This window comes from Hyphomicrobium sp. 1Nfss2.1 (genome assembly GCF_965243865.1).
Taxonomy (GTDB): Bacteria; Pseudomonadota; Alphaproteobacteria; order Rhizobiales; family Hyphomicrobiaceae; genus Hyphomicrobium_A.
In genome coordinates, this window is sequence record NZ_OZ251603.1 from 2,502,757 (window position 1) to 2,524,395 (window position 21,639).

Annotated in this window: 17 protein-coding genes and 1 pseudogene; 13 read left to right on the top strand and 5 right to left on the bottom strand. The window is 63.2% G+C overall.

Features of this window, described 5'->3' with window-relative positions; all coding sequences use genetic code 11:
• The first annotated feature begins 5 nt into the window (after nt 1-5).
• The 4 genes from ACP15D_RS12195 (at nt 6) to ACP15D_RS12210 (ending at nt 5,428) form a co-directional block, all read left to right on the top strand.
• Complete coding sequence (locus tag ACP15D_RS12195; RefSeq protein WP_424957762.1) at nt 6-1,076, top strand: hypothetical protein; 1,071 nt, start codon at nt 6-8, stop codon at nt 1,074-1,076.
• A gap of 57 nt (nt 1,077-1,133) precedes the next feature.
• A complete protein-coding gene (gene hslU, locus ACP15D_RS12200) occupies nt 1,134-2,450 on the top strand; it encodes an ATP-dependent protease ATPase subunit HslU (RefSeq protein ID WP_424957763.1) in 1,317 nt (438 codons plus the stop codon).
• Nucleotides 2,451-2,596: 146 nt separating this feature from the next.
• Nucleotides 2,597-2,983 (top strand): DUF2946 domain-containing protein, encoded by a 387-nt coding sequence (locus tag ACP15D_RS12205; protein ID WP_424957764.1) that lies wholly within the window; start codon nt 2,597-2,599, stop codon nt 2,981-2,983.
• 132 nt (nt 2,984-3,115) lie between these two features.
• Entirely contained in the window at nt 3,116-5,428 is a 2,313-nt protein-coding gene (locus tag ACP15D_RS12210; RefSeq protein ID WP_424957765.1) for a TonB-dependent receptor, read from the top strand.
• Between the two features lie 57 nt (nt 5,429-5,485).
• Here ACP15D_RS12210 and ACP15D_RS12215 read toward each other — a convergent pair whose 3' ends face one another.
• Both ACP15D_RS12215 and ACP15D_RS12220 read right to left on the bottom strand, forming a co-directional pair.
• On the bottom strand, nt 5,486-6,550 hold the full coding sequence (locus tag ACP15D_RS12215; RefSeq protein ID WP_424957766.1) for a dipeptidase: 1,065 nt from the start codon (nt 6,548-6,550) through the stop codon (nt 5,486-5,488).
• 121 nt (nt 6,551-6,671) lie between these two features.
• Nucleotides 6,672-7,940, bottom strand: coding sequence for a hypothetical protein (locus ACP15D_RS12220; protein WP_424957767.1), 1,269 nt, complete (start codon nt 7,938-7,940; stop codon nt 6,672-6,674).
• A 266-nt stretch (nt 7,941-8,206) separates the two neighbouring features.
• Between ACP15D_RS12220 and ACP15D_RS12225 the strand changes: the two genes are divergently transcribed.
• The 6 genes from ACP15D_RS12225 (at nt 8,207) to ACP15D_RS12250 (ending at nt 15,292) form a co-directional block, all read left to right on the top strand.
• Nucleotides 8,207-9,982: a cation:proton antiporter gene (locus ACP15D_RS12225; RefSeq protein WP_424957768.1), complete on the top strand. Its 1,776-nt coding sequence runs from the start codon at nt 8,207-8,209 to the stop codon at nt 9,980-9,982.
• A gap of 105 nt (nt 9,983-10,087) precedes the next feature.
• A complete protein-coding gene (locus ACP15D_RS12230) occupies nt 10,088-11,431 on the top strand; it encodes a hypothetical protein (protein ID WP_424957769.1) in 1,344 nt (447 codons plus the stop codon).
• A gap of 566 nt (nt 11,432-11,997) precedes the next feature.
• A complete protein-coding gene (gene rlmN, locus ACP15D_RS12235) occupies nt 11,998-13,212 on the top strand; it encodes a 23S rRNA (adenine(2503)-C(2))-methyltransferase RlmN (RefSeq protein ID WP_424957770.1) in 1,215 nt (404 codons plus the stop codon).
• Nucleotides 13,213-13,217: 5 nt separating this feature from the next.
• Nucleotides 13,218-13,649 (top strand): hypothetical protein, encoded by a 432-nt coding sequence (locus ACP15D_RS12240; protein WP_424957771.1) that lies wholly within the window; start codon nt 13,218-13,220, stop codon nt 13,647-13,649.
• A 308-nt stretch (nt 13,650-13,957) separates the two neighbouring features.
• A complete protein-coding gene (locus tag ACP15D_RS12245) occupies nt 13,958-14,458 on the top strand; it encodes a hypothetical protein (protein ID WP_424957772.1) in 501 nt (166 codons plus the stop codon).
• 120 nt (nt 14,459-14,578) lie between these two features.
• The gene (locus tag ACP15D_RS12250; RefSeq protein ID WP_424957773.1) at nt 14,579-15,292 is read left to right on the top strand and encodes a hypothetical protein; all 714 of its coding nucleotides are present in this window, start codon (nt 14,579-14,581) and stop codon (nt 15,290-15,292) included.
• Nucleotides 15,293-15,327: 35 nt separating this feature from the next.
• On the opposite strand, the gene ACP15D_RS12255 is transcribed toward ACP15D_RS12250, so the two are convergent.
• The gene (locus tag ACP15D_RS12255; protein ID WP_424957774.1) at nt 15,328-15,579 is read right to left on the bottom strand and encodes a hypothetical protein; all 252 of its coding nucleotides are present in this window, start codon (nt 15,577-15,579) and stop codon (nt 15,328-15,330) included.
• Nucleotides 15,580-15,844: 265 nt separating this feature from the next.
• Here ACP15D_RS12255 and ACP15D_RS12260 point away from each other — a divergent pair, with 265 nt between their 5' ends.
• Entirely contained in the window at nt 15,845-17,077 is a 1,233-nt protein-coding gene (locus tag ACP15D_RS12260; RefSeq protein ID WP_424957775.1) for an argininosuccinate synthase, read from the top strand.
• Between the two features lie 57 nt (nt 17,078-17,134).
• On the opposite strand, the gene ACP15D_RS12265 is transcribed toward ACP15D_RS12260, so the two are convergent.
• Nucleotides 17,135-17,896, bottom strand: coding sequence for a hypothetical protein (locus tag ACP15D_RS12265; protein ID WP_424957776.1), 762 nt, complete (start codon nt 17,894-17,896; stop codon nt 17,135-17,137).
• Between the two features lie 160 nt (nt 17,897-18,056).
• Here ACP15D_RS12265 and ACP15D_RS12270 point away from each other — a divergent pair, with 160 nt between their 5' ends.
• Nucleotides 18,057-18,368 (top strand): YciI-like protein, encoded by a 312-nt coding sequence (locus tag ACP15D_RS12270; RefSeq protein ID WP_424957777.1) that lies wholly within the window; start codon nt 18,057-18,059, stop codon nt 18,366-18,368.
• A gap of 178 nt (nt 18,369-18,546) precedes the next feature.
• Nucleotides 18,547-19,350: pseudogene (locus ACP15D_RS12275) on the top strand (phytanoyl-CoA dioxygenase).
• A 47-nt stretch (nt 19,351-19,397) separates the two neighbouring features.
• On the opposite strand, the gene asnB reads toward ACP15D_RS12275, so the two are convergent.
• Nucleotides 19,398-21,395 carry an asparagine synthase (glutamine-hydrolyzing) gene (gene asnB, locus ACP15D_RS12280; protein WP_424957778.1) on the bottom strand — a complete coding sequence of 666 codons (1,998 nt, stop codon included), beginning with the start codon at nt 21,393-21,395 and terminating at the stop codon, nt 19,398-19,400.
• Between the last annotated feature and the right edge of the window lie 244 nt (nt 21,396-21,639).

Genomic DNA, 21,639 nt, shown 5'->3' on the forward strand with positions numbered 1-21,639 from the left:
CATTCTTGAGCCGCATGATTCGCGACGAGCACATCGACCTTGGCGTCGCCCAGGGCATAATCACCGCCGAGCAAGCGACCCGTCTGCGCGCACTGGCCGCTGGCACTGCGGCGCCGCCGGCCGATCAATCGGCAGCTATTGACCCCGACGACGAGCGCTTCCGCCTTATCGGGGGCTTCAACGACATCTTCGTCGCCATCGGCATCCTGCTTCTCGTCTCGGCCCTCTTTGGCCTGTCGAGCACGCTCGGCTCCGGCATTGTCTTCGCCGCGCTCGGCATGGTCGCAGCATGGACCCTGTCCGAGGTGTTTGCCCGTCGCCTTCGGTTGGCGCTGCCCGCAATCACGCTCTCGCTGATGTTCGCCTGGGCCGGCGGTATCGTCGCCTACGGGGTGGCCGCCGTGGCGATGCAGGCAACTGGCGTTATGGCTGAGCCGACAACTTCGCTCACGTGGATGCTCTGCGGGATAGGTACGGCCTTGGCCGCAGCGCTCCACCGCTGGCGCTTCAACGTACCCATCGACACGGCAATCATCGCTGGCGGCCTCGCCTGCGCGGTCATCGGCGCCAGCGGCACGATCGATGCGCAGTGGACCGAGGATCACCAGCCGCTGCTCCTGGCCATCCTTGGCGCCATCATCTTCATCGCAGCCGTCTGCGTTGACGCGACTGATCCGCGGCGCGTGACGCGCCGGTCCGATGTCGGCTTCTGGCTGCATCTCCTTGCCGCACCGCTGCTGGTGCAAGCCATGACGTCGCTGTTTTTCGGGCCCGCCGACGAGCTTGGCGTCGCCAAGGCGATTGGCGTTCTCGCCTTGTTTGCCGCCTTCGGTCTGATCGCGCTCGTGCTCGATCGTCGAGCGCTGCTGGTCTCCGGGCTAACCTACGCCGGCATCGCCATCGGCTATCTGCTCTCAGAAAGCCTGGCGAAAGACGTTTCCGTTTCCTTGACCCTACTGGGCCTTGCGGCGCTTGTGCTGCTACTCTCGGCCCGGTGGCGCCGCCTGCGCGCTGCCGCCCTCAATGCGCTGCCTTTGGGCAGCTTCCGCCAATTCGTCCCACCCGCTTCCGTGTAACGGAGTAAGGCGCCAGATATGATGGCGCCCGGCGCACGACACCACAGGACCCCACCGATGACCAACTTCTCCCCGCGTGAAATCGTTTCCGAGCTGGACCGCTACATTGTCGGGCAGGCCGACGCCAAGCGTGCCGTGGCGATTGCATTGCGCAACCGCTGGCGCCGCCAGCAGCTCGTCGGGGACCTGAAGGAAGAGGTTCTGCCCAAGAACATCCTCATGATCGGACCGACCGGCGTCGGCAAAACGGAAATCTCGCGCCGCCTCGCCAAACTCGCCGGTGCACCCTTCATCAAGATCGAGGCCACCAAGTTCACCGAAGTGGGCTACGTCGGCCGGGACGTCGACAGCATCATCCGCGACCTCGTCGAGGTAGCGCTGTCGCTCGTGAAGGAGGGCAAGCGCAAGGAGGTTCGCACGCGTGCCGAAAAGAACGCTGAAGAGCGCGTTCTGGACGCCCTCGTTGGCCCGGCCGCTTCGCCCGGCACGCGCGAGTCGTTCCGCAAGAAGCTGCGCGACGGCGAGCTGAACGACAAGGAAATCGAAATCCAGGTGGCCGAGGCGCCCGGCGCCGGCCTGCCGATGTTCGACATACCCGGCGCACCCGGAGCCTCAATCGGCGCGATCAATCTCGGCGACATGCTCGGCAAGGCGTTCGGCCAGCGCATGAAACCGCGCCGGGTCACCGTCTCCGACAGCTACGATCTTCTCATCGCCGAGGAGAGCGATAAGCTCATCGACAGCGAGACCCTGTCGGTCGAAGCCATCAGCGCCGTCGAGAACAACGGCATCGTCTTCCTCGATGAGATCGACAAGATCTGCTCGCGCTCCGATTCCGGCCGCGCCACCGGCGATGTCTCGCGTGAGGGCGTGCAGCGCGATCTGCTGCCGTTGATCGAGGGCACTACTGTTTCGACAAAATACGGACCCGTTAAGACCGACCACGTCCTGTTCATTGCTTCGGGCGCGTTCCACGTCGCCAAGCCGTCAGATCTGCTGCCCGAGCTGCAAGGGCGCCTGCCGATCCGCGTCGAGTTGCAGGCGCTGACGCGCGAGGACTTCCGCCGCATCCTCACCGAGCCGGAGGCAAGCCTGATCAAGCAGTACGTCGCGCTGATGCAGACGGAAAGCCTGACGATTAACTTCACCGACGACGCCATCGACGCGGTCGCCGACGCCGCTGTTCAGGTCAACTCCACGGTCGAGAACATCGGTGCCCGCCGTCTGCAGACGGTCATGGAGCGCGTGCTGGATGAAGTATCCTTCGACGCTTCTGACCGCGCGGGGCAATCGGTCACGGTCGATGCGGCTTATGTCAATGACCGGGTTGGGGACCTCGCCAAGAACCCGGATCTGTCGAAGTTCATTCTCTAATATTCGCCGCGCATAGGGGCAGATATTCACCGCAAAAATAGCTCGCGGCTTTTTGTGTTTGATCCGACACATCCGTCCACAACTTCCGCATGATGCAGCGCACTTCCACTTGAACGGCGTGCAGGGCCGCCGATAGGTTGGCCACCATGGGGAGTAGAGTTCAGTACACGCGTAACCGACTTGCCGGAGCCTTCGCGCTTCTGGGACTGACGTTCTACGCGCTCCTCCTTCCCCTCCACCTCACCTCTCAATTCGATCGTCAGCTGTTCGCAGCGGAGTTCGGCACTGCTGCCGACACCATCTGCAACGCCGAGGGTGAGCACAGGACGGGGTCCACCCAGCCGGGCGCACCAGCTTCCAGTTGCCCGATCTGCAAGGGCCTCGCGGCGTTCCAGCTAGCTCTGACGCCAGCGCCATCCGTCGTGGTTCCGCCTGCGCACATCCATGCTCGGATAGCGCTTGCTTCTTATGAGGATGTTGCGGGCGCGACCGCCGTCCCTGCCAGAAGCCGCGGACCACCCACCCAGGCCTGACAGCGTGGATCAAGAAGGCAATCCGCTCGCAGCGTGATGCTGCCGCGTGCCTCTACCACGTCGTTCTGCGTCAAGCGTCGCAACGCCTGTTGAAGCGTGCGCGCTCAAGTAGCGTCCCTGGGAGTAGCGTTCATGTATCGGAGTTACGGCGTACCGCTCGCTTGCGCGAGCGCGGTCGCAATCATTGCAGTAACGGCGGGTGCAACGGCATCCGCGCAAGAAGCCTCGACAGCCCTTCCGCCCGTCGTCGTCGAGCAGAAGCCGCTGCCGACCAAGCCAACCAAGAAGAAGGTGGCGAAGAAGTCGTCTGCGCAGCAATCCACCGCCAGCGCTGAAGCCAATGGCGAGGACGACCACGCCGCCATGGGCCATGGTCCCGCGGACATCGGTGTCGGCAATTCGGGCATGGCCGTGCCGCTCAACACGACGCGCATGGACCGCAAGACCATCCAGTCGCAGGCGCCGACGTCCAGCGATACGGCAGCGATCATGAGCCGTGCCCCCGGTGGCAGCATCTTCTCCGGTGGCGGACTTTCCAGCCTGCCGGTCCTCAATGGCCTCAACGACGACCGTGTGAAGGTGCTGCTCAACGGCATGGTTGTGACGTCGGCGTGCTCCAATCACATGAACCCGCCGCTGTCCTACATTGACCCATCGCAGATCGTCGCTGCCGAAGTGATCGCCGGCGTCACCCCGGTCAGCAAGGGCGGCGACAGCCTTGGCGGAACCATTGTGGTCGAATCTGCCATTCCCGAGTTCGCCGCCGGCGATGGCGTAAAGACCTCGGGTTCTCTCTCGACGTTCTATCGCAGCAACGGCGACAAGGTCGGCGTGTCGGCCACAGCCAATGCCGCGACGCAGAACGTCAGCGTAGGTTACGCAGGCTCCTGGACCAAAGCTGACGACTATGAGCGCGGCGGTGACGGCGCCACGGTCCTCTCGACCCTCTATCAGGCCGCCAACCACTCGCTGACCTTCGCCGCCAAGGACGCCGATAACCTGCTCGTCGTCCAGGGCACCTACGCGACGATCCCCTACCAGGGGTTCATTAATCAGCGCATGGACATGGTCGACAACGAGGCGTGGATGCTCAACGCGCGCTACGTCGGTCGCTTCGACTGGGGTCTGCTCGACGCGCGCGCCTTCTATCACAACACCAGCCACGCGATGGACATCCTTGAGGACAAGCAGCCGGGTGCCATGCCGATGCGCACCGAAGGCACCGATGCGGGATATTCGGTCAAGGCGGAGATTCCGCTCTCCAGCACCGACCTCGTTCGCATCGGCAACGAGTTCCATCACCAGGGCCTCGACGACTGGTGGCCGCCGCTGGACGGCAGCATGATGATGGGCCCTGACACCTATTGGAATATCAACGGCGGGCGCCGCGACCGCCTCGGCACCTTCCTGGAGTGGGAGCACCGTTGGGATCGCTCGTGGACCACCATGATCGGCGCCCGCAACGACGTCGTTTGGATGGATACCGGCAACGTTCAGGCCTATAGCGATGCCAGCTGTCTGATGATGATGATGGGCATGTGCATGATGTCCAACCCCGACGCCGCAGCGGCAGCCGCCTTCAACAGCAAGGATCGCTCGCGCACGGACGTGAACTTCGACATCACTGCCATGGCCCGCTACGAGCCGTCGGCGAACGAGGTCTATGAGTTCGGCTATGCACGCAAGACGCGCTCCCCCAGCCTCTATGAGCGCTATTCGTGGGGTGTCGGCAGCATGGCTACCACGATGATCGGCTGGTACGGCGACGGCAACGGCTACATCGGCAACCCTGACCTCGACCCCGAGGTCGGCCACACGCTCAGCTTCACCGCGGGCTGGCATGACAAGGCGCATCGCGACTGGATGCTGCACATCACGCCCTACTACACCTACGTCGAAGACTACATCGACGCCGACTACGTCGCCGCGATGTCCAACGCCAACTTCGTCACCCTGCGCTTCGCCAACCACGACGCACGCCTCTACGGCGTCAACGTTTCAGGCTCCGCGCTGCTGTGGGAGAGCAAGCGTGACGGCCGCTTCGACGTTTCTGGTGTGGTTGGCTACGTCAACGGCGAAAACCTCGATAGTGGCGACAACCTCTATCACATGATGCCGTTCAACGTTCGCCTGGCGCTTCAGCATCGCCTCGGGAACTGGTCGAGCATTGCCGAGTTGGTTGCGGTCAGCCGCAAAGCCGAGATCAACGAGCTGCGCAATGAGCCGCAGACGCCCGGATATGCGATCCTCAATCTGCGCACCAGCTACGAGTGGCAGAACATGCGCTTCGATGTCGGCGTCGATAACGTGTTCGACCAGCTCTACTATCCGCCGCTGGGTGGCGTCGATTGGGCCGGCTACAAGGCAGGCGGTCAGGTTGGAACCATCGGTGCCGTTGCAGGCGAAGGCCGTTCCTTCAATGCCGGCGTCACAGTGAAGTTCTGACAAAACACGGGGTGGCGCTGCTAGCGCCGCCCCCCTACGCACCTCGTCGCGGCAGCGTCAGGCTTCCCGGGCGCTCATCGCCTGCTTCAGCACCCGCGCGAAATTCCCGATCGCGAGCTTGCGGATGCTCTCATCGGCAAAGCCGGCATTCTGCCAATAGCGAACCATTTTCTGCGCGTCCGCATAGCTTGTGATTGCCGGCCGTGCAATCGCATTCATGTCCGTGCCGATCCCGGCGTGGTCGACGCCGATCCACTCACCCAGTTCCCATAAGCGTTCCGCGTAGGCTTCCGGCGTCGCGCCGACATCCGAGCGCATCGGCCACAGCCCCACCACGCCGCCCTTGTCGGCAATGAGCTTCGCCGTATCGATCGGCAACTGCCGCGCCTGCCAGACGGGCATCTTCCAGTTTGGCTGTCGCGTACGCGTCACCGACGAATGCGACCACACCACCGGCTGCTTGGCGACCTGCAGCGCCTCGTGCACCGCCGTGTCCGTGCAGTGCGCCAGATCGACCAGCATCCCGAGCCGATTGCACGTCTCGATCACCTTGCGGCCGAGATCGGTCAACCCGCCGTATTGCGGACGCTCCGTCTGGAAGTCTCCCAGCGGGTTTTCGATGTAGTGCACCAACTGCACGCTGCGGATGCCGAGTTCGTAGGCGTGCTCGATCGGCGCCGGATTGTCCTCGACGAACGTCGCCCCCTCGACTGTGAGCACGACGTGAGGCTCGCCCGCTACCGCCTTGTCGACGTCCTCGGGGGTGAGCACCAGCTTCAGATTCTGCTGATCGAGGTGCTGCTTGATGCGCGCAAGATCGCTCTCGAACCACGCCCCGGCTTGGCCGCGCTTGGGCTGGCCCTTCTGCTTGATGCCCTTTGGGGTGACGCGCAGCCACGGCACGTCCCCGACGAGAGACCACGCCACAAGCGTCGCGTTGCCCGCGGCCATCGTCGGGCCCAGCGGCCTCTTTTCCGGTGAAGCGCCCATGCCGAAGAAGAACAGATGCGCGTGCATGTCGCCGATATAGATGGGCGACGATGCCTGTGCCCTGGCAATAGGCGACAGCGCGCAGGAGGCAGCCACGGCCCCCTGCACGAACTGCCGGCGATCAATGTTCATGGAGGCTGCTGCGGTCCCGCTTAGAGTGCTTCCGGAAAAGTGGGAACCGGTTTTCCGATAAGAAGCACGACAAATTAAAGACCTAGGGCCGGCCCGCAGTTCAATGAACCGCGGAACGGCTCTAGTTGATCACCACTGTCGCCACGTAGTCCATGGTGCGTCTGTTGTTGTTCTCGGGCAGCAGCGTGTTGATGAGATACGACGTCGGCGAATAGTTTTCGGCGATACCGGCCCAGTTGAACCCGGTTCCGATCAGGCGCGCCCGCCAGTTCTGCCACATGCGTCCGGTCATGCCGACGTAGTAGCTCTTGAGGCGTTCAAACCTGGGCTGCATCTCCTCGGCAACCTTGCGGTGACCAACCGACATCTTCGACATGCCGGCTGGGTTCTCGACGAAGATGCTTTCCAGCAGCGGTTTGCGCGCTTCATCGGAGAGATCCATCTGGTCGATGACCAGCATCGGGCCATCGGCGAGACCCGAGTACGTGCTGCGCCCATGCGTCGGCAGCACGTTGCCCGTCGCTTTCATCGGCTGCATCGGCATCTTGATGCACGCCGGCACGCGGCTGCCCTTGAAGGCTTCGGCATCCTTGGCCGGATCGCAATCGCGCAGCGACAGCAGCGCGAACACGAACTCCGAGCAGTACATGTCGAGCGGCTTGCCCGAATGGCCCTGGCCGAGCGCGATCTGTCCGAACTGCTTCACGAAGTCGAGGTTCGAGCCCGGCTTGTACTTGGGCGCGTTGTAGTCCTGGTTGAAGCTGATCTGGCTCGGATAGACCTTGCCGGCATTGGCATTGAGCCGTGTCGCCCACGCCAGCAGGTTGGCCTTCTGCGTATCCGTCAGATCGCGCGGACGAATGATGTGCAGGAAGTTCAGCGTCCGATAGTGCTCGCTCGTCAGGTCGCCGCGACCCACGTATTCGCCATCGAGCGGGTTATCGAGATTGCGCAGCGTGCCGCCCTTGTCGACGTATCCAAAGCCGGTGTGGCTGATGCCCATCTGGATGTTCGGATAGGCTCCCGCGCCGCCCCACTCGGTCCGGAACGTCAGCAGGATGTCGCCGGTCTGCACCAGTCCACTCTTGCCCAGGCGCGAGGCCAACCCCGATCTCTTCGCCACGATCAGGCGCAAGCCGACATCGCCCTTGGCGTTGACGCCGTCAGGGTGCTTGAACTCGACCAGCTTGTCCGAGGTGTTGAAGCTTTTCGCCAGCGGCGCCCAGGCACTCTTCGGGACTGCAAAATAAACGGGAATATTCAGCTTCTTGGCGAGGTCGGCGTTCGTCGTCTCATTGTACGTGAACTCGGCACCGACGGCTGTCAGCGATCCGGAAAGAGTGCAAGCAACGGCGCAAGCGGCGGCCAGCGCGTTCGTTCTCAAGGACATTTTGGGCGTTCTCCCACGCAACTTATGCCCATTGCTTAGCACGGGCTAAATATCCCCCAAACTGTGTCTTCTGATTGCGGCGCCAGCACGGTGAAACCGTTAATCGCGAGCGGGGGTTGGTGTCAGTCGGGCGCTTTCGCGCCGGACGGAACAAAGCCGCGTGAATTTAGCGCGCCCGTTCACGCGACCGTCAGCGACGGGTGGGTATCAATTTCGCTTCCCGTCCGTAAAATGGGCTCTCAACGAAGAAGGAACCGCTCCGAGGAATGCCGCACGACACTCCGCTCATCACCACCATTGTTGTCGGTCTTTGCCTCGCATTCCTGCTAGGAGCCATCGCACAACGCATCCGCGTCTCCCCGCTTGTCGGCTATCTTCTGGCGGGAGTCGTGCTTGGACCTTACACCCCCGGATTCGTCGCCGATCAGTCGCTCGCCAGTGAATTGGCTGAGATCGGCGTAATCCTTCTGATGTTCGGTGTCGGTCTTCACTTCTCCCTCAAAGACCTATGGTCCGTCCGCACCATCGCGGTCCCCGGCGCTATCTTTCAGATCGCCGTCGCGACTGCCTTCGGCATGGGCCTCGCCAATCTTCTGGGATGGTCCCTTGGCGCAGGGCTGACGTTCGGCCTCGCCCTTTCCGTTGCCAGCACCGTCGTGCTCCTCCGCGCCCTGCAAGAGCGGCGCATCATAAACACGGAGCGCGGCCGCATCGCCGTCGGCTGGCTCATCGTCGAGGACCTCGTCATGGTCCTGACGCTGGTTCTGCTGCCGGCCCTCGTGCCCCTGCTCGACGGAAGTCTGGAGAATGCCAGCCCCTTCGGCGTCACCCAGATCTTCGAGACCCTCACCATCACCGTCGCCAAATTGGTCGCGTTCGTCGTCATCATGCTGGTGGTCGGCCGTCGGGTGATCCCGTGGATCTTGCACTATGTGGCCCACAGCGGCTCGCGCGAGCTCTTCCGGCTGGCTGTTCTCAGCATCGCGCTGGGATGTGCTTACGGCGCCGCGCAGCTGTTCGACGTCTCTTTCGCGCTCGGCGCCTTCTTCGCCGGCATGATCCTGTCGGAATCCGCGCTGAGCCAGCAGGCAGCTTCCGAGACCCTGCCGCTGCGCGACGCTTTCGCGGTCCTCTTCTTCATTTCCGTCGGCATGTTGTTTAACCCGGCGATCCTGCTGAATGCGCCGTTCCTGGTGCTCACCACGGTCGCCATCATCATCATCGCCAAGTCGGTTGCCGCGCTCGTCATCGTTCGCTTGTTCCGCCGCCCCTGGGTAACGGCAGCGACGATCGCGGTGAGCCTCGCGCAGATCGGCGAGTTCTCGTTCATTCTCGTCGGCCTCGGCGTCACCCTGGGTCTCATGCCCCAACTTGGCCGCGAGTTGATCCTTGCTGGCGCGATCATCACGATCCTGCTCAACCCGTTGCTCTTCATGCTCCTCGATCGCATGAAGCCGTGGCTTGAAGCTCGCGACGGAACTCCCGCGCAGCCTGCCGCCGCTCAGCCGGTGCCTCAGTCCCCATCACCAGGGGCTGCGCCGGCCGCCGGTCCCGTCCCTACCGTCGCAGCAGCGTCGGCGCCGGTAGCCAAACCGGTGCAACAAAAAGAGATCGAATCGACCACCCAGGAAGGCCACACGGTTTTGATCGGCTACGGCAACATCGGTCGTTGGATTGGCGAGGCATTGGCCGCCGCCAAAGTTCCGCTTGTTGTCATCGAGGAGAAAGACGAGCTTGTCGCCAAGCTGAACGCTGCTGGCATCGAAGCTCTCGCGGGAAGCGCGCCCTCGGCACTTTCCGCCGCCAATCTATCGAAGGCGCGCGCACTCTTGGTCGCCGTGCCTGAAGCTTTCGAGGCGGGGCAGATCGTCGCCCAGGCCCGCGCTGCAAATCCTTCTCTCTTCATCGTCGCCCATGCCCATTCCCCCGAGGAGACGGAATATCTCTCCAAACTCGGGGCGAACGCGGTGGTCGAGGGAGCGCGCGAGATTGCCGACACCATGGTCGCGCGTCTCGTTTCGGAGGAAAGGCGCACGGCTTGAGCCTTGTGCGCGCAGCTAACATATTGGCGCTGTTTCATACTTCCGTCGATTTTGCTCTGCAACATAGGCATCGAATCGCGTTTATTGCGTAGCGGGGCGATGAGAATGATCAATCGATATCAGAGCCTGCTGGCCGGGTTGGCCGCGGCAGCGGTCATCGCGGGGCACGCGCACAGCGCGCTCGCTGGCGAGGGCGGCTGCGCAGCTACCAACTCCGGCGCCCTGAACGCCACCATCTATGCGTCGGGTACGGCCATGCGTCAGATATCACTCGAATCCGGTGATCTACTGACATTTTCCGCCACCAGTTCCACGGTTGCACTCATAAGCGGCGACGGCGCGCCGGCAACGCTCGTGGGCGGAACAAACACATCGGCAACCTTCAAAGCGCCGGAGGCCGGCAGCTATTCCTTCCAGTACTCTGCTGCTGTCGGCGCGGGCAGCGTTCGCGTCACCTGCCTTTCTACGCAGACGGAAGCGGCAAATGCCGCCTTCCTCGAACGCCGCAAGGCGCTGCTGAACTCCCGCGAACCGGATCGGCTCCGCATCGATAGAGCGCCCACACCGATTGCCAATGCCGACAAGCCGCTGTCGAGCAACGTGTCTGTCGGCGACAACGGCCGCGCCAATGGCGTTGAGTTCTCGGTCAGCTTGTCAGAGATCACGGCGGCCGCGCAGGGCAACAAGAAGGTCGACCCCGGGATCGTCGATTTCTGGCTCGAGGGCCGGATGCAGGCCTATGACAGCAGCCTCGACACCGGCAACAACCTCAGCGTCCTCTATCTCGGCACCCGGTCGATGCTCAGCCCCGACATCATGGTCGGCGCGCTCGCCCAGCTCGATCGCGGCGTCGAAACCTTCGACCAGGACACGCCCGAGATGGCGGCGCGCGGCTGGATGCTCGGACCCTACATGAGTATGAAGCTCGGCCACGGCGTCGTGTTCGACACGCGCGCGGCGTGGGGCGAAACCGAAAACGCCGTTGCCAGCGCCGCCATCGATGACAGCCTTACTGCACGCCGTCTTGTGCGCAGCAAGCTGACGGGCACGCGTGAGTTCGGCGGATGGAAGGTCGCCCCCAGCGTCGGCCTCGTCTACATCGAAGATGCCCTGCGCGACTCTGCGACCAACGAGACCAAAGCGGTCGGCACCGGAAAGGTCGAGGTACTTCCTGAAATCTCCAAGCGCTTCGCACTTGACGATCAGACTTTCATCGAGCCGCGCGCCGCAGTCGGAGCGTTCGTCGGCTTCGATGATCTGCAGGCGCTCAATCCCGCAGTCACGACCGTTGGACCGACCGATGTGCAGTTGAAAGCCGAAGCCGGTGTAGCTGTTGGTCTCAAGGACGGTGCCAAGCTGAATGCAACCGGCGGCGTCGAAAGTGGTTCGGCTTCGACTGCTGACAACTGGATGGGGCGCCTACAGTTGAACGTGCCGCTCGGCAAATGAGGCGTTGCGCAACGCAGCAAAGCTCCAATTTTGTCAACATCCTTCTTACGCCAATGCAATGGAATGTTATTTCACGTGTCGCAATCGGCACGTATAGTGAAGTTGTAGGTGATTAGGAGTAGCTGCGGGTCGCTGCCACAGGCAGTTGGAGTTCTCCCCCCGAACCCAGTCTCTCCCGTAGCGCTGATCTCCTGCGAAGGAGGTGACGCATGGCATGCCCGAAGATCGAAGTCCGCGGTAAGAGAGTGATCCTTCTCAGCGGCTTTCACGACGTGGTCAAAGCAGCCCGCCCCCAAGCCATTCTCGGCGAATGCGATGTAAAGCAGGTCGATGGCCTCCATCAGTCTGCAAGATTGCATCCCGACGCGGTTGCCTTTGGCTATGTCGCAGGACGGTGGGTCCCGGCTGCCTAGCCGGACCTGAACCCCGCTTTCACGCAAATCCCCGGGTCCCCTGGATCCGGGGATTTGCTGTATTAGGGCAGCATCGTTAGATAAGGGCAGATCTTTCACCTGGATTGCGCCTCTTGGATCGCCCTTCTCTGGATCGCCCCTCTCTGGATCGCCATGTCACTCGCCCTTGAAACCGAGGCCGGGGTCACCGCCGCCACAGCAGCAGCCGATAAGCCTTCTCTGGCGGGCCTCGGCCGTGAAGGCCTGCGCGCCGCGCTGGCCGCTGCCGGAGTGCCTGAGAAGCAGCTGCGCATGCGCGTCAACCAGCTCTGGAGCTGGCTCTACGTGCGCGGCGTGCGCGACTTCTCCGAGATGACCGACGTGGCAAAGGAGCTTCGCTCCAATCTCGCCGAGCGTTATTCGCTGAGCCGCCCCGAGATCGTCTCCGAGCAGGTGTCTGTCGATGGCACCCGTAAGTGGCTGCTGCGCTTGCCCGCGCAGGCGCGAGATGGCCGCCCGCCCGAGGTCGAGACCGTCTACATCCCCGAATCCGATCGCGGCACGCTGTGCATCTCAAGTCAGGTCGGCTGCACGCTGAACTGCACCTTCTGCCACACCGGAACGCAGCGTCTCGTGCGCAACCTCACCGGCCAGGAGATCGTCGGCCAGATCATGTTGGCGCGCGATCGCATCGGCGATTGGCCCGGCGCCACCCCGCCCGGCGATAATCGCCTGCTGCCCTCCTCCGAGCGCAAGATCACCAACATCGTGCTGATGGGCATGGGCGAGCCCCTCTACAACTTCGACAACGTCAAGGCAGCCATGGAAGTGGCTGCAGACGGTGAAGGGCTCTCGGTCTCCAAGCGCCGCATCACGCTGTCGACGTCGGGCGTCGTGCCTGAAATTGCGCGCTGGGGTGCCGATACCGGCACCATGCTCGCGATCTCGCTGCATGCCGTGCGCGACGAGCTGCGCGACGTGCTCGTGCCGATCAATCGCAAGTACCCGATCGCTGAGTTGCTCGACGCCTGCCGCAACTATCCCGGCCTGTCCAATGCGCGCCGCATTACCTTCGAATACGTCATGCTGAAGGGCGTCAACGACAGCCTCGCCGAGGCAAAAGAGCTTGTGCGCCTCCTCGCCGGCATTCCCGCCAAGATAAATCTCATTCCTTTCAATCCCTGGCCGGGTGCGCCGTACGAGTGCTCCGATTGGGATCAGATCGAGCGCTTCGCCGAGGTGGTCAATCGCGCGGGGTATGCGAGCCCCGTGCGCACGCCGCGCGGCCGCGATATCTACGCAGCATGCGGCCAGCTCAAGTCGGCCAGCATCAAGCAGCGCGCTTCCGAGCGCGCCGTCCAAGCGCAGCTCGCAAGCAGCGGAGATTGAGCCTCGTGTTCTGGAAGACTGCCGGGCGCCTGCTCATCGTCATCCCGTTTGCTATGCTCGCTGCATCGCTCACCGTGATGTTCATTCTGGTGACGCTCGGGCTCGAGCGCATCACCGCCTTCCTCCATGCTGCGCCGATTGAGCCGGACGATCCCGAACAGCTCTTCGCCATCATGGATCAGAGCTTGATGCTCATTGCGAGCCTCACGCTCATCCCTGCGCTTCTCGTCGTCATCGTTGGCGAGATCGCCCGCATCCGCTCCTGGATTTACTACGTGACGGGCGGCGGCCTCGCCCTAGCGGCCATTCCCCTGCTCGCCCGCTACGGCCAGAGCGGCACGATCACGACCCCCGAGGCGCTGGTCTGGCAAATCTTCGCCACAGCGGGCTTTGCCGGCGGTTTCATCTACTGGCTCCTCGCCGGCCGCAACGCCTGACGGCTGCACTTCATCTGAGCGCCCACACCGTGCCCAACACCGTCATGGCCACGAAGGTGGCCATCCACGCAAGCTTTGGCTGGTTCGACGATTGAAGGCCGCGCCAACGCTCGGCGTGTCGTGGACGGCCGCCTTCGCGGCCGCGACGTTCGGGAAGCAGGGCGTTGCCCCAATTATTCCCCCCCCCTCGCGGGGGAGGGAGAAGAAGGCGAGCCCAAACCCCATTAGCCAGCCCTTCCCTTTTCGGTTGAGCCGCGTGAGCGAGGCCCTGTAAGCTCCGGCCGGGGTGGAAACCAGTGGGATTGGCCATGCTTACGCTGTTGCGCGTTCTTTTCGGCTTTGCCGTCGCCTGCCTCGTTGCCGGCGTCGCGACCGTCGCCTTCGTCGTCAGCCCGGTGGAACTCGCGAACCTCCCTGCAGAGGCCCAACCCGAGCGGCTGACCAACGCCGGCATCCTCGCGCTCCTCGCCGCAACCCATTCTGCGATCTTCGCTTTTCCCTTCGCGCCCATCCTCATTGGGATTGCCGAGCTGACGCGCACGCGCTCGCTTCTCTATTACCTGCTCGCCGCAACCACGATCTCGCTGGGCGGCCTGCTGGCGATCTTCGTCTATGAGGTGCCGGGCCAGCCCTCGATCCTCAACGACTATGCCGTCGCCGCCTTCGCCACCGTCGGAGTCCTTTCCGGCTTCACCTATTGGCTGCTCGCCGGACGCGGCGCTGGGGGCAGGCGCGGCGGCACCACGCCCGCTGCAACGTCCGAACCGGACGCGACCGAGGGCGACGCCCCCGCGCCCCAGCCGACCTGACCCTCCGGGCAACCACCGAAAGACCAAGCCTTTTTCACGCGCAATTGTGTTGTTGCGACGCAACGAAGAGGCTACTCTTGAGCGAATTTCGTGTTGCGGGGGCAAGGAGAGGTTCACCGCATGCTCGACCCTGAGCTCCAGCAACGCTTCGCCCGTCAGTGCGCTGAGGCAGCGTTCGGCTACTCTGCAGCCGGCACAGCCGCATACGCTGCTTTCGCCGACCAGGTGCTGAACTTCTGGTCGTCCATTCTTCAGCCTGCACCGCAGTCAACCAAGCGTGAGCTTTCCCCTTGGCAGTGGCCGGTGCCGATGCCGCCCTCCAAACCTAAAGCAGCCGCGGCGAGCAATCCTTTTTCCGCCAACCCGTTCATGTGGGCGCTTCCCGGCCCGGTTCCGCCGCCAGCCCCTAAGACCCCGGCGATGCCCACCAATCCTTGGGAAGCAATGGCCCAGTTCGCCGATGTCATGAGCGGCGCTCTCACCGCCTTGACCGCGATCCCGGTCCAACCCGCGAGCACCAAAGCCGACCCGATGTCGGCTTGGCTGGCGGCGTTCCCGTTCACGCCGCCGACAGCCGCTTGGCCCATGGCCTTCATGATGATTTCGCAGGGCGTGCCCCACGCGGTGGCGTGGCCGACGGCGGAAGCCAATGCAGCCGTCATGGACGCCGCCGAGACAGCCCGCCGGTCGATCCAGAAGGCATTCGCCAGCTATCAGTCGGAGGGTGGTCACGTCGCCGGTGGAGGCGTCTGGCCGCCGATGGAGATGCTGACGCTCTTCACCGCCGTGCCGATGAATGTCGGCACGATGCTGACGGCGATGAAGCTGCACTGACGTAACGCGGCCAGTTCATATGGCCGCCGTCAGGGCTATGCCGTCTTCTTCTTGAAACGCGTCGATTTCTTCTGGCAGTGCGCCTTGCGCTTCTTGCCGTTCTTCATCGTGATCTCTTTGTACCACGAGCACTGCGCCATGGCCGTGCAGGCGCTGTTGTCGAGACCCGCGCATTCGGATGGCGGTTTCTTCTCGACCTTTTTCTTCTCGTCCGCAGCGTCGGCAGCGACGCTGAACGAAAGCAACACGGCGGCAGCGAGCGCGATCTGCCGAAAATGAATACGCATGAGAACAACGTCCCCCGAGCCAATCGACCAATGAGAATATAACATGAACACGAGCCCAATTGAACGGGCCGAACATTGCCAGCCGCCAATCTCCCGAGTGGATGATGCAATCTGAGCACATCCGCTTCCGGACCTGCCCACCTCTTTCACGCGCGCATTTCGCGCGACAAGGTGCCCGCCGATATGGCGCTGCTGTGCGGAATGCCGTACAGGGCGGTGCGCTTATTGAACACGCGGTGCATCCAATCTAACGAACGAGCTCTCCATGACCTCCAAGCCCAAGCCGATCAAAAAGGTCGTGCTCGCCTACTCCGGCGGCCTCGATACCTCGATCATCCTCAAGTGGCTGCAGCAGACCTACGGCGCGGAGGTCGTCACCTTCACCGCCGATCTTGGCCAGGGCGGCGAGTTGGACCCGGCGCGCGAGAAGGCGCTGATGCTCGGCATCAAGCCCGAGAACATCTATATCGAGGACCTGCGCGAAGAGTTCGTCCGCGACTACGTCTTCCCGATGTTCCGCGCTAACGCTCTCTATGAGGGCATCTATCTGCTCGGCACCTCGATCGCGCGCCCGCTCATCGCCAAGAAGCAGATCGAGATCGCCCGCGCCACCGGCGCCGACGCCGTCTGCCACGGCGCCACCGGCAAGGGCAACGACCAGGTCCGCTTCGAGCTTTCCTACTATGCGCTCGAGCCTTCGATCCGCATCATCGCGCCCTGGCGCGACTGGGAGTTCAAGAGCCGCGAGGATCTCATCGCCTTCGCCGAGCAGAACCAGATCCCCATCTCCAAGGACAAGCGCGGCGAGGCCCCGTTCTCGGTCGACGCCAACCTCCTGCACTCCTCTTCGGAGGGCAAGGTGCTGGAAGACCCGGCCATCGAGCCGCCGCCCTATGTCTTCCAGCGCACCATCTCGCCGGAAGAGGCGCCCGACAAGCCGACGGTCATCACCGTCAGCTTCAAGAAGGGTGACCCCGTCGCCATCAACGGCAATCCGATGAGCCCCGCGAACATCCTCGCGACGCTCAACGATTACGGCCGCGACAACGGCATCGGCCGCGTCGACCTTGTCGAAAACCGCTTCGTCGGCATGAAGTCGCGCGGCATCTATGAGACGCCCGGCGGCACCATCCTCTGGCATGCGCATCGCGCCATCGAGTCCATCACGCTCGATCGCGGCGCCATGCACCTGAAGGACGAGCTGATGCCGCGCTACGCCGAGCTCATCTATTACGGGTTCTGGTTCTCGCCCGAGCGCGAGATGCTGCAAGCCGCCATCGACAAGAGCCAGGAGCACGTCGAGGGCGAGGTGACGCTGAAACTCTACAAGGGCAACGTCATCGTCATCGGCCGCGAGAGCCCAAAGAGTCTCTATTCGTCGACGCTCGTCACCTTCGAGGACGACAAGGGCGCCTACGATCAGAAGGACGCCGCCGGCTTCATCAAGCTCAACGCGCTGCGCCTGCGCACGCTCGGCCTGCGCGACCGCAAGAGCTGAATTTAGCGACGACAAAACGAGACGGCGGCGGCTTCACGGTCGTCGCCGTCTTTGCATCTACGCCGACGCGCCAGCGCCGTCGCCGATCAGTCCGTCGAACGCCGCCGCAAGGCCGTGCCAATCGGTATCGCGGATCAGCGCCTCCTCGAGCGCATCCTCGCCCCGCAGCCAGCGCTGCGCGCCATCGGGCATCTGCAGCGCCAGATGCAGCCCGTGAATCAGCTCGTAAGCCCGCCACGCATAGCCGTGCACGCGCAGCGCCGACTGCAGCGCGTTCTGCACCAGGCTACGCATCACCGCGTGCGGCTCCGACAACGGCACGTTCACCTCGCGTCCCGCCGCTGCGTCGATGCACGCCATCTTGTCGAAAGATGCATGCCCGCGGCACGCGAGCGGCCGAACCGGATGGATGATGCAGCTGTCCTTCACCATCAGCGGGCAGAAGCACTGCGCGGCCATGCGCGGCGTGGACGCAAGCCCGCACGCGATTCCATCGGCTTCGGCAACGCGCCCTGGCAGATTGAGCTGCGCGCCGGCCTCTGTCGCATCCACCCGTCGGATGTAGTCCGCCAGCAGGAAAATTTCTGGTGCCGTCGCCGTCACGCGGATGCAGCAGCAGGCTGGGCAACCCTTGTGGCAGGCGAGGACCTGCAAGCCCTCTGTCTGCAGCGTGACGTTGCCCTCGAAAAGATCGAACGCTTCCGACGCAAGCGCTGAGATCAGTCCCGGATGCACCCGCCCAGCTTCGAGCAACTGGCTGAATCGACCGTGCGCGGTTCGGAAGAAATCGACGGGCTCTGCGCTTTCCACAAATGTCATGGCTAGGGTAACGGCGCTCTGAGAAATGGGGAACGGTCGAGAGCTTATCTTTAGCGTCGTGAATTGCGATAGAGACCCGCTGACTTACGTCGGCGATAGCGGGCTGGGACGGTCGACGCCTGCCGCTCCCGCTGCAAATTCCAACTGGAGCCCATCTCGCATGCACTACGTGCTCTTCTATGAATACGTCCCCGATTACCTCGAGCGCCGCGAACCGTTGCGCGCTGCGCATATGGCGCTGGCGAAGCCGATGATCGAACGCGGCGAGCTTTTCCTTGGTGGCGCCTTTGCCAATCCCGCCGACGGCGCGATGATCGTCTTTTCCGGAGACAGTCCTGCCGTCGCCGAGAATTTCGCCAACGCCGATCCATACGTTGCCGCTGGCCTCGTCACCCGATGGTGGGTGCGCGAATGGACCACCGTCGTCGGCAAAGATGCCGCCCAGCCAGTGAAGCTGCCGCCCGTCGGTTGATTGCCGCGGTGCCTCTGTTAAGCTGCACGCGCCATGAGCATGATCATCTTCCACATCGCATCGACCTTCTTCGAAGCCTGAGTGCGCTCGTCCTAGCGACGCCCGTTCTCACCTGAAGGTCAGATTGCCAGCAACTGCGCCACGTCGTGGGCGCGGCTGGCCGATGTTTGGAAACTCCATGCCCGACACATATCCTTCGCGCCCTCTCAGCGAGGCGCAGATTCAAGACTTCATCGACGATGGCTTCGTCAAGATTGACGCGGCGTTTGACCGTTCGGTTGCAGAGGTGGTGCGCGCCAGAATCTGGCGTGACAGCGGCTGCGATCCCGACGAACCACACACATGGTCCGAGCCGGTAATTCGCCTCGGCATGTATACCGAAGCGCCATTCGTCGCTTCGGCGAGCACCGAGGTGCTTCACGCAGCTTTTGACCAACTCGTCGGACGCGACCGCTGGCTCGCTTGCCGCGCCGTGGGGACATTTCCTGTTCGATTTCCCTCTGCAAGCGATCCCGGCGACACCGGATGGCACGTCGACGCGAGCTTCGATTAGGAGAAGCCAGACTTCATGGACTGGCGCGTCAATGTCGTCTCGAAGGGACGCGCATTGCTCATGCTGTTCCTTTTCTCGAACGTTGGAGAAAGGGATGCGCCGACTCGCATTCGAGTGGGCTCCCACGCCGACATCGCACGTGCGTTGGCACCAGCTGGCGATGCCGGCCTCACGCTGCGAGAACTTGTGCCGGTTATTGACGCTGCGCCATCACGAGAAGAAACGCTGGCGACCGGAGAGGCCGGAACGGTCTATCTGTGCCATCCGTTCCTGGTCCACTCAGCTCAGCCCCACTTTGGGACCGAACCCCGCATCATGGCGCAGCCGCCCCTCTTGCCGAAACGGCAGCTGCAGTTAGAGCGCGCTGAGTGTGACGACTATTCGCCCGTCGAGATCGCGATTAGGAACGCGCTCGGTGCGTTGAAGTAAAATGGAATGTGGGGCGGCGCTATTGCCGCCCCCGTTCTAAAGCCGCTCTAAGCCGCGGCGGGCGCGGAGACGGCTGCCGGACGCTCCACTTCGGGGCGCGGGGAGTTCTGCGGCAGCTCGCACAGCCCGCCACCCATGTAGAGCTGATGCCAGAGCTGCGTCGACAGCACGCCGGTAAGCCCCATCTTCAAGAACACATTGATGTTCTTGTCTTCGCCCCGGCCGATCGCCTCGTAGTCGCGCCGCACGGTCTCGACGTCGAAGTATCCGGTTCGGGCAAGCGACTCCGGGCTCATCAGGTCGCGCACGTACTGCGGCGGATTGATGAAGAAGCTTTCGGCCAGCGGCGCGCGGAACATGCCCTTCTTGCGCCACGCGCTCTCCTTCGGCAGCACGCGCGCAGCGGCATGACGCAGAAGGTACTTGTCGCGCATCAGCCCGCGCAGCTTCCACCGCGGAGCGAGCTTCGAGACATACGAGATCACGTCCTCGTCGAGGAAGGGGTAGCGCGTCTCCACGCTGTTCGCCATCGCCACGCGGTCGCCCTTGTGGTTCAGCAGCAAGCCTGGCAGGTGGACCTTGTAGCCGTAATAGAGAGACTGATTCAGCGGGTCCCAGCGGCGCACGCGGTCGGCGTCGATCGGCACGTCCTCGTAAGGCACGTGATCGCCGATGCGATCCTTCATCTCCGCGCTGAAATAGCGATCCCGCGACTGCCCGACGAGATGATAGATCAGCGTCTGCGCGTGCGCGCGGCCCATCATGTCGTCGATGCGCTTCAGCTGTGCCTTCGTCATGTACGGCGCCATGCGCATGCGGAACACGCGGTTCAACGCGTCGGAGGCATAGGTGCCGCCGGCGTCCATGAAGTAGCTCAGCTTGCGCAGCTTGAACCAGATGTACCCGGCAAAGCCTTCATCCGATCCCTCGCCCGTCAGCGCCACCTTGTAGCCCTGGTCGCTGACCTCCTGCGCAAGCCGCCACAGGGCAGCGCACGACGTGTCGATCACCGGGCAATCGGTCGATGCGATAAGTTGCGGATAGGTGTTTGCGATCACGGTACTGTCGGAGCGCAGGATCGTCGGCTTGCAGCCGAGGGCACGCGCCGTGAACAGCGCATCCGACGTCTCATCCAGTCCCTTGCCGGGCACCTGGATGGTGAAGCTCGGGACGGGCGAGCCGCGCAGCTTCGAAGCCGTCGCCAGCACATACGCGGAATCGACACCGCCCGACAGATAACCGACGACCGGCACGTCGGCCCGGAGGCGAATCTCGACGGCGCGGCGGAACCGCGCCTCGAACTCGTCGATCAGCGTCGTGGCATCGCCGTCCAACTCCTCGCCCGCGTTGGGGAAGTCGAAATCCCAATACTGGCGCTCGACGATCTCCGCAGGCTTTCCGTCGCCCCGGAACTGGATCTTGAGGTAATGCCCAGGCAGCAGCGAGTGCACGCCCTCGAACATCGTGCGCCGGGTGCCCATGCTGAAGAACGTGAAGAGGTGATCGATACCACGCGGATCGGGCGCCGCGTCGATGGCGCCTGACGCCAGCAGCGCTTTGATCTCCGATCCGAAATACAGCCAGTCGCCCTGACGGCTCCAGTGCAGCGGACAGATGCCGACGCGATCGCGCGCAAGAAACACGGTGCGCTTGGAGAAATCATACAGCGCAATCGCGAACTGTCCCTTGAGCTGCTCGAACACGCCCTCGCCGTACTCCTCATAGAGGTGCACGATGATTTCGGTGTCGGTGTGCGTGCGGAACTTGTGGCCCTTCGCCTCCAGTTCCGCCTTGCGCTCGGGATAGTCGAACAGTTCGCCGTTGTAGACCACGGCAACGGTGCCATCCTCGTTGAAGATCGGCTGCGAGCCATCGCCAAGCCCGACGATCGAAAGCCGGCGGTTGGCAAAGCCGATGCCTGGACGGATCAGATAGCCGTCCTCGTCGGGTCCGCGATGCCATAGGGCATCGGCCATTCTATGGACGATTGCAGCGTCGGGCTGCCGCTTACCATTAAGGTCGATCAATCCGGCGATGCCGCACATGGGTCCTCATCGGGGTCGAGAATCGCAAGGCTCGCGATTCGGCTTAGGTTGTAGTCGACAATGCTCTGGTAAAGGGTGAGTTACACAACGTCGCAAATCATCGGCACAGTCGGCCGTTGCGTACGCAACTTCGTCCCATAAAGCCAGTAGCCGACGATGCAGCGCCCAATTGAGGCGCCGGGCCGAAAGCGGCGCATGTTACTCACATAACAGCATAATTCACTGGCTGCGGAGCGCTGAAGGG